The following is a 6,809-nucleotide window of genomic DNA, read 5'->3' as shown; positions in this document are numbered from 1 at the left end:
AGGTTACCGATCGCCGGCCCCGGAAGCGATAGTGCCCGCTGATCTAGCCTCCGCTGTGTGGAAACTCCAGCCAGATCAGCCTTCCATCGAGAGCAACGCCATGATTACATAGCAGGTGGCTGCGCCACCGGGGTCCCGTCAACATCGTGCGCACGGCGACCATGTACCAGATGACAAACACAGAGTTTGCGACAGGGTATTACCACTGGTTTTTCTTGATTCAGCCCTCGCCGCTTCCCGAAACGCTCATCGGAGCTGATCCCGGCTTTTATCTGAACAGTATTTTGAGCGCATGGGGCAGAAGTGGAACCGACGTTTTCCACCCAGATGCTTACCAGGAATATGCTGATGCGTTTGCTGACCCAAGCTGTATCAGTGCGACGTGCGAAGACTATCGCGCTGCTGCAACCATTGATCTCGAGCACGGCACCGAAGATTCAGGCAGAAAGATAGCATCGCCCTTGCTGCTGTTGTGGGGCGCGAATGGCCTGATCGGACGCTGGTATGATGTGCCAAGCTATGGTGGGAAAAGGCGGAACACGTAACAGGCAAGGGGCTGAAATGTGGACACTTTTTACCCGAGGAAGCCCCTAGAGAAACGGCAGACGCTCTAATCGAATTTTTCAGTTCTGATCATGTTCGCGGTGACGGTTGATCGTTGGCGGCTCGCCTTCGGAAGCGGTTTGCACCTCAAGCAACGTCTTCTGACGCCATCTTCTGCCTTTTGCTGTCACCGGATCATCGATCAGCCGGGAACGGGCATGCCGGTTTCATGTCGAGAACCCTCCCGCAATACGATCTAGAAGGAAGTCACCCATGAAATCAGTAAGCCTTGCGGAGAAGCTGGGACAGTTCTCGACGCATTGGGATCCGCATGTCGTGGCTGACTACAATGAGAACGATGTGATGGTGGTGAAGTTCATAGGAGAGTTTCCATTCCATAAGCACGACACCACCGACGACTTTTTCTATGTCTTGGAAGGCGAGATGCAGATGGATATTGAAGGACAGCCCTCTCACACCGTCAAAGCCGGTGAGCTGTTCGTTGTACCCAAGGGCGTTGTCCATCGGCCGCGAGCAGAAAATGAAGTGAAAGTGCTGCTGATCGAGCCAAAAGGGGAGCCCAATTCCGGTGACGCTGATCGCGAGGCTGCGCCAAAACCGCGCATTTGATGGGGTTTGGCCGTATTCGCGGGCTTCCCGCTTCTATCTGGAGGGCGTGCGCCAACCTGCACAGAGCTTTCGGTGCCCTGAAGGAGCCTCTCAGCCGATCAGCGGACTGCGCCGCTCCAACATCGTGACGTCACGCCAGCGGCCCGCAAGCAGACCATAGCCCATTTGTCCAAGCTTGCGCCTAGTGCCGACGACTTGAAAGCCCAAGCCTTTGTGGAGCAGCAAACTGGCTCTGTTCTCCGGGAAAATCTGGGCCACCAGCGTCCAGTAACCCGCCCGCTCTGAAGCGACGATCATCTTTGCCATAAGGTGTCGTGCGATGCCCTGCCTTTGTCTGGCGGGCGCAACGTACACGGAGATCTCTCCGACGCCTTGGTAGACCGCACGAACGCTAGTCGGGGCGACGCCGCACCACCCGGCGATGTCATCGCCATTTTGCGCGACCAGAGCCAATCCGCGCCCAACCATAAAGCTGGCCACAAAGCTCTCCCAGTCATGCGGGGTTTCGCGAAAGGACGCATGCCCGGTTGCGAGACCCTGAGCATCGATCGTCGCGATGGCAGCAGCATCGCTTTCGAAGGGCGCCCGGATCGTGAGCGCCGTCATGCCCACAGCGCGACGGCCAAGAGCAGCACTGCCATGCCGACGACAGCCTGCAGAACCGCGCCACCTGTCAGGATGAAGATCGCGCGCCATTCATTGTCTTCCGTCGCCAGCGCGTCACGGCGAACGAGCCAATAGAAACTGTCATTGGGAAGGATTGCGATAAACGATCCAAGACATATCGCGAAGACGGCGGCGGTACTGCTCATGCCACTGGCGACCACGATCGGACCGGCAACGGGAGCAACCGCAGCGAAGGTGGCCATGGACGAGCCCTGAGCCAGCTTGAATAAGACCGATAACGTAAAGAGCGCGACCAGTGTCAGCATGCCACTCCCAGTCGGTACCAGCCTGTCGAGCGGCACCATCCCTGTGAGGATTGCGCCGAATGCGCTGGCTGCACCGATAACCAACAACAACGATGCGGTCCGCCGGACGGCGCTATCGAGACAATCGCGCCGTATGCCTGGGGGCATCTGCAGCAATGCTAGAACCGCAGCACACATCAGCGCGCCCTTCGGCAAAAGAAGGAAGTCGACCAGACCCGATCCCGTGCTGTCGATGACCCCGCCCGCAAGCAGCAGCACCGACATCAATACGAACGGAGCGAAGGTGATGAGAAGGTTTTGGTCGCTTGGCAGCGCCCGTTCACCAGGCTCTGCATCTGGAAGCCTAAACGTCACGCGTCCCCAAATGACGCCCATGATCCAGACCGGAAGCGCGAGCAGCAAGCCATAGACAAACAGCAGGATCGGTTCGCTACCGACCGCGCCGGGCACGCCGAGACCCAAGGCAACAATCAGCGGCCCCGCAGGATAAAGGAGCTTGAACCCAGCATAGGACCCGAACGCGACGTCCAGCTTCTTTCGACCTGCCGCCGGAGCCAAGGCGGCATAGGCCGTATCAGGACAGATCATTCCAGCACCTGCAACCGGCGAAACGATTGCAGCCGTCCGCCCTGCGGCAACAGACCCAACGTTTCTTTTTGTGAGCGCAGCCGCCAAGGTGAAGGATGGCAGAAGGATCAGTGCGAACTCACCGAGTGCACGCCCGAAGCCGGTGTTGAAGCCTGCGACAACATCATTGGCGCCTAAGCCGCCACCCAGGCCAAGCGCTAGCGTAAGAAGCACCATCCAGACCACCAGTGGCAGATCCGGTATGAGCCGTTTCGGGCGAACAGCCATTGCGCCTATCGACGAGGTATCGGTCAAATGCGTTGCCTTCCACATCTTGAGTTCAAATCATGCTACTCTGATAGGAAGCCAAGCCATAATGAGAAAAGTTGAGTGCCAGCATGCATCTGACTCATGCCAAACCGCCCTTGCGATCCTTGCAGGTCTTTGAAGCTGCTGCGCGCTTGGGCAGTTTCACGGCCGCTGGTTCAGAACTTGGCATCACGCAAAGTGGTGTTTCGCGGCAAGTGTCCGATCTTGAGGCCACCCTTGGCGTTTCTCTGTTCACCCGGAATGGCGCGCGGCTGACCGTAACTCCAGCGGGAGCGCGTTTGGCGGGTCAATTGTCCGATGTCTTGTCTCGAACCTGGTCCGCTGTGGCCGACGCGCGCCGTTCTGAGCAAGTCGTCACCCTGTCCATGCTGCCCTCAGTGGCAGCGCGATGGTTCGCGCCACGACTTGGTGCGTTTTTGCAAAGCAATCCTGGGATCGACTTGCGCATCGCTGCCTCCCGGCATCTGGTGGATTTTGCCGCCGAGGGGGTGGATGCCGCCATTCGCTACAGCCCTTCCCCATCCGGCCAACTGGAAGCGGTGAAGCTGGGGGCCGAAACGGTCACGCCCGTTTGCTCTCCGGATTATCGGCGCACGTTGCATTTGAACGCACCAAGCGATCTCTATCGCGCGACGCTACTGTGTGGCGACATCCCAGAGGATTGGCAGGCTTGGTTCCGTGCGGCACGGTGTGAAGAACCGCCGCCACCCGGCCCGCGATTAGGAGACGATGCCGCGATCCTTCAGGCGGCCGTGGAAAGCCAGGGGGTCGCACTTGGGCGGTCGAAGCTCGTGCAGGACGACATCGCCGCCGGGCGACTGATTGCGCCCTTCAACGTTTCCCTGGATGCCAGTTACGCGTACTGGTTCGTTCGACCAACGGGCATCCCGACAACACAGGCGGTGGAAGCTGTTCAACGCTGGCTACAGGAGCAATTCAGGGGCCAGACGTGAAGCGAAGACAGTGCTGGAACGTTTTCCGGACTATAGCCACATCGTGTGTCAACGGCCTCGCCCAGTTGGATCATTTTGGCCGCTGAGCCCAGCGCTCAACCGCACGAAGGCCAAGCCCGCGATCAGTACGATGAGGGCCAGCCAAATGGTGATCTGTTAGGTCTCCCGATAGAAGACGGGCCGAACAGAACGTCTGATACGGTCACGATGTAACCGGCTTGCGACGTAAACACTGGACCCGCCTGACCAACAGACAGACAAAGGCGAGACATCCAAACAGGTGAAGAACTGCGCCGGAGTGGCCGTCATGTCTGCGTCGGCCCTGTTTCAGAACAGGCCGATATCACCATCCGCGTAGGCGAACTCGCAGGCAGCAGCCAATAACAGCATTGGTGCAGCCGGAACGGCAATCCGTACCCAGAATCCGTGCGCTGCTGATTTCAGCCCAAGCCAACCCGCCACCCAACACCAGATAATGAATGGCCGTGGCTTGGGTATTGGGTCTTTGTGACAGGTTTCTCGGCTTCAACAGATGATCAAATGACCACTTGGAAGCTAGACCAAACGCAACGATCGCTGGTGCAGGCCACCTGCCGCAGCCTGAAAACGCAGTTCCGTGTCGGAGGTGGCGCTCGCCTTTCTCACGTGAGCACAATGCTCTTCAAGGGACCCAGTTGGCGCCAGACCCTCGTTTCCAAGGCTATCGAGACCGGTTGCTCAAATAGAATGCGATCTCTGCGCCTCGTTGAGCCATGCGCTCGGGCTGACACCCGTTACCCGCAGGAACTCGCGGTTGAAATTTGATTTAGTGTTGAAGCCAGACGCCAACATCGCCGTTGTTATGGAATCCCCGCTCAGCATGGCCCGCTGCGCTTCGCTTACTCGCGCCTGATTGATATATTTGGAGACATTGCCGCCGGTTGCGCGATTGATCGTCGCTGATAGCGATTTGGCGGGTATGCCGATCTGCCGTGAAAGCCGGGTCAGTGTGAGATCGGCGTCGAGATAGGGTTTGCGCTCCCTCATGTAGGTCTGGATGCGATCCCAAAGGTCGGGGTCAGCGACTTGCCGCGCATGCTGCGGTGCAGGGCCATCATCAGCGATCGTCTGCAGATGATATGAAAGGCTCAACAAGCCGATGATGAGCAAGTTGCCGACTGAGAAGACACTTATGATCCACGGCTTGAGCTCGCCGTACCCGGCAAACTGTGTCGCGATGATCAAGACGTCACTGAAGGCGGACGCGATCAAAAGCGCGCCGATCGCGCGCCAGATACGCGCGGTCAGATCACCGCTGGCCAAAAGCGCATTCGGCTGAGTATCCGCCCCGGCTTTCGCGGAGTGCAGGATGAGGACTCCATAAAACACAAACAGCCCGGGCAGAAGCAGATCGATGGCGTGCGGCAGGATGAAGAGCGCCGCTAGAACGGCTATCGGACCGAGCACTTGCGGGGTGCCCGTTCGCCAGTTCGTATCGCGATACGCGATCCACGCCGCCGCCGGGACCAACGATGCTGTGATGGGCTGCACCAAACTCAAACCCGGAAAGCCGTAGTGTTGGTTCAGCGCGATGATAAGCGACTGCGCGGCACACAGGATCAGCAGCAGCACCATGGCATCTGCCCGTCCCCGCTGCTGCCATAGACGCAGGCTTGCGAAGGCCAGCACCAGGGCGACGAAAATCGGTATTGGAAAGGTCGGCATCGTTTTCCGTGACTAGGGTGCGGCAGGGAATAGTCCCAGATCCGGATCGTGGCGACCTAAAACCGGATCTAGGACGCCGGTGGCCTCCTTGTTGGTGTTGAAACAGGCTCAAGCCCCTTTCTCATGGGAGAGCACGATGAGACTGATCCTCGCCGCAGCTGCGCTAACCGTTTGCGCTTTGAGCGCCCAAGCCAATGAACCAGGCTTACACATCACCGAAGTGTACTTGCCTCACCACGAAGACGCTGCGCGCGTCGCGATCTGGTATCCAAGTGCGCCGACCGAGCAGCCATCCATGTACGCGAGCAATCCCGTGTTCGAAGGCCTCCCTGCCTACTTCGATGCTCCTTTAACGGCCGGGAAACATCCGATCGTTCTGTTCAGCCATGGCATGGGTGGAACGGATCGCTCGCAGGCTTGGTTGGGTGCCTCACTAGCGGAAGGCGGCGTCATTACCGTTTTGGTCAACCACCCCAATTCGACCTGGGGCGATTTCGACATGTCGGAAGGGGTGGCGCACTGGACGCGCGCTCAAGATATGAGTGCGGCCCTTGATGCGATTGTCGAGCATCCACGCTTCGCGGGCGGGCTCGACATGTCGCGGGTCATGGCGGCTGGCTTTTCCTTCGGTGGGTGGACAGCACTTTCCCTTGGTGGCGCACGAGGCAATCATGCTGGGTTCGTCGAGGCCTGTCGGGCTTTGCCGAAAATGGAAGCCTGCGGCCTGCTTTTGTCCGAGGGCGTCGCCATGCAAGCCATCGATCCGTCCTTGTGGAATGCAAGCTACGTCGATGCCCGGGTCACGCACGTTACCGCCATTGATCCGGGCTTTGTCTGGGGGCTCGAGCCATCAGATGTTGCAGGTCTCGTGCCCTCAGTGCTCCTGATCGGCTTCGGCGGTGAGGGTGATCGGATGCTGGCTACTGACTTTGGCTTGAGCGGCTTATCTGGTTTCCTGGAGGATGCGCGGATCGAGCAGTTCGAGCCCGCCTACCACTTCAGCGCGATGCCGATATGTACCGCTGCTGCCGAAGCTATCCTGGCGGTGGAGGACGACGATCCGGTCTGCACGGACCCGGATGGATCGGACCGCGCTGAGATCCACGATAGGATCGCGAAATTGATGCTGGAGCAACTTGGCCTTTAAAGG

At 58.9% G+C, this 6,809-nt stretch carries 7 protein-coding genes; 4 read left to right on the top strand and 3 right to left on the bottom strand.

Annotated elements, in window-relative coordinates:
• Window positions 1-170: 170 nt before the first annotated feature.
• Together AAF739_16065 and AAF739_16060 are read left to right on the top strand one after the other, a co-directional pair.
• Window positions 171-545, top strand: a complete 375-nt coding sequence (locus tag AAF739_16065; GenBank protein ID MEM6384189.1) for a hypothetical protein — start codon at window positions 171-173, stop codon at window positions 543-545.
• 271 nt (window positions 546-816) lie between these two features.
• Entirely contained in the window at window positions 817-1,173 is a 357-nt protein-coding gene (locus AAF739_16060) for a cupin domain-containing protein (GenBank protein ID MEM6384188.1), read from the top strand.
• A 90-nt stretch (window positions 1,174-1,263) separates the two neighbouring features.
• Here the strand turns inward: AAF739_16060 and AAF739_16055 are convergent, their stop codons facing one another.
• Together AAF739_16055 and AAF739_16050 are read right to left on the bottom strand one after the other, a co-directional pair.
• The gene (locus AAF739_16055; GenBank protein ID MEM6384187.1) at window positions 1,264-1,779 is read right to left on the bottom strand and encodes an N-acetyltransferase family protein; all 516 of its coding nucleotides are present in this window, start codon (window positions 1,777-1,779) and stop codon (window positions 1,264-1,266) included.
• Window positions 1,776-2,987 carry a permease gene (locus AAF739_16050; GenBank protein ID MEM6384186.1) on the bottom strand — a complete coding sequence of 404 codons (1,212 nt, stop codon included), beginning with the start codon at window positions 2,985-2,987 and terminating at the stop codon, window positions 1,776-1,778. Before AAF739_16050 ends, AAF739_16055 begins: the two co-directional genes overlap by 4 nt.
• Before the next feature lie 83 nt (window positions 2,988-3,070).
• On the opposite strand from AAF739_16050, the gene AAF739_16045 reads away from it, so the two are divergent.
• Window positions 3,071-3,955: a LysR substrate-binding domain-containing protein gene (locus tag AAF739_16045; protein MEM6384185.1), complete on the top strand. Its 885-nt coding sequence runs from the start codon at window positions 3,071-3,073 to the stop codon at window positions 3,953-3,955.
• Window positions 3,956-4,672: 717 nt separating this feature from the next.
• On the opposite strand, the gene AAF739_16040 is transcribed toward AAF739_16045, so the two are convergent.
• Entirely contained in the window at window positions 4,673-5,659 is a 987-nt protein-coding gene (locus AAF739_16040) for an AraC family transcriptional regulator (GenBank protein MEM6384184.1), read from the bottom strand.
• A gap of 136 nt (window positions 5,660-5,795) precedes the next feature.
• Between AAF739_16040 and AAF739_16035 the strand changes: the two genes are divergently transcribed.
• Window positions 5,796-6,806: a hypothetical protein gene (locus AAF739_16035; GenBank protein MEM6384183.1), complete on the top strand. Its 1,011-nt coding sequence runs from the start codon at window positions 5,796-5,798 to the stop codon at window positions 6,804-6,806.
• Window positions 6,807-6,809 lie beyond the last annotated feature (3 nt).

The organism is Pseudomonadota bacterium, from assembly GCA_039024915.1.
In the GTDB taxonomy this organism is placed as follows: domain Bacteria; phylum Pseudomonadota; class Alphaproteobacteria; order Rhizobiales; family MH13; genus MH13.
Note: the sequence above shows the minus strand (reverse complement) of the source record. Positions and strands in the feature narration are given on the sequence as shown.